Below are 1,329 nucleotides of genomic sequence, written 5' to 3'. Positions count from 1 at the left end.
ATTATAAAGTTATCATTTTTTGAAAACACTATCTTATTTTTAGTATCTTAACTGTCTACTTTTTGCTGACGATTTACAAAAGTCTTCATTTTCTATGGTTATACCTGAGGATAGTACATTGATAGAGAATAAAATCTTTTTTAATCATACTTATTTTCGTGATTTTAAGTTATATATGGGAACTTCAGTATATGATTACTATACTTGGATTCGTTTACAAGAGTGTTTAAGTATGATTCTAATCAGCAATACAGATATTCAGATTATTATTGATCAACATTGGCATGGTTCAAAGGTTAGTTTTTACAAGAAATTTAGTGTGAATCAACCATTCTCTCCTTTAGATTTTCAAAACCCCAATCTCTTTAAAGAATAGTTTATCACGATTCTTTACTTTTTTCTGTCAATTCTTTACTCTTTGATCCACAAACTTTACTTTTCTATAGTTTATTTTAATGAATTTTGTAAGTAAATATTTGATTACTAATAAGATATTATTCTTATTAATGATTAAATAGCCTTGCTACCATTATATTTTCTAGAGATATTATGCGTTATATCTATTTGGTTTAGAAGCTTAATAAACCAGTTGCTGCTATTTTAACTTACTAATCTTAAAAAACGAAATTTCCCCTCAACTAGTATAATACTTGTTGATTTAACTTAAATTTTACAATTATGAAAAACTCAATAAAAAACCTACTTATGGCATTAGCTGTGGTTGCAATGCTAAGTGTAGGTGCATTCCCTGTGAATGCTAGTAATAATAACAATCAAACTGTTAAATAAACCGCGGTATTAGCTCAGGCTCCCTATACAGGAAAACTTCATTATAAAGTTGGAAATTTGTATCCTGAAGCAGGTATAACAAATCTGGGAATCTGTTCTTTTGAAATTTCTGAGTTTCCTTATTATGAAGATGTAGATGGTCAGAATGAGCGTATGTATGGTTGGAATTCTAATCAAGGGAGGTATCTTCCTCTTTTTGAGATTATTCAATAAAAGAGTTTGAAAGATATTAATAAAAAGGTAGAAGACGCCAATTAGCGTCTTCTACCTTTTTATTAAAAATCATCTAATTGATTCCATGAGTAGGGCTTTTTAATACCTTCTTCAATCCATTTTCGATCGTGTTTGTCTTTTAAGAAATAGTCAAACCAATCATTAACACGATGAACCAGGTCGATTGTTTGTTTTGGGGCATCAAAACCTCCCCCGTGATCCATATCGTTATAAAAAAGAGCAATGGTAGGTTTTTTATATCGCAGAAGTGCAATATACATTTTACGGGTATTTTCCCAATATACATTTTCATCCAGAAGTCCAGTC

3 protein-coding genes are annotated in these 1,329 nt (G+C 29.8%); 2 read left to right on the top strand and 1 reads right to left on the bottom strand.

Going from position 1 to position 1,329, the window contains the following annotated elements; translation table 11 throughout:
* The first annotated feature begins 94 nt into the window (after nt 1–94).
* Together GJV76_RS15535 and GJV76_RS15530 are read left to right on the top strand one after the other, a co-directional pair.
* Nucleotides 95–376 (top strand): hypothetical protein, encoded by a 282-nt coding sequence (locus GJV76_RS15535; protein WP_155093489.1) that lies wholly within the window; start codon nt 95–97, stop codon nt 374–376.
* Between the two features lie 470 nt (nt 377–846).
* A complete protein-coding gene (locus tag GJV76_RS15530) occupies nt 847–1,002 on the top strand; it encodes a hypothetical protein (protein WP_155093488.1) in 156 nt (51 codons plus the stop codon).
* A gap of 62 nt (nt 1,003–1,064) precedes the next feature.
* On the opposite strand, the gene GJV76_RS15800 is transcribed toward GJV76_RS15530, so the two are convergent.
* Nucleotides 1,065–1,329: alpha/beta hydrolase family protein (locus tag GJV76_RS15800; RefSeq protein ID WP_196216248.1), on the bottom strand; the 265-nt coding region annotated here is incomplete at its 5' end.

The sequence above is a fragment of the Myroides albus genome (assembly GCF_009711045.1).
Classification (GTDB): Bacteria; Bacteroidota; Bacteroidia; order Flavobacteriales; family Flavobacteriaceae; genus Flavobacterium; species Flavobacterium album_A.
The sequence above is the reverse complement of the archived record's forward strand: the minus strand, read 5'-3'. Positions and strand labels throughout refer to the sequence as shown.

What these genes read in the sequence shown, in the direction of transcription:
- GJV76_RS15535 (WP_155093489.1), top strand. Translation starts at nt 95, where the DNA reads ATGGTTATACCTGAGGATAGTACATTGATAGAGAATAAAATCTTTTTT.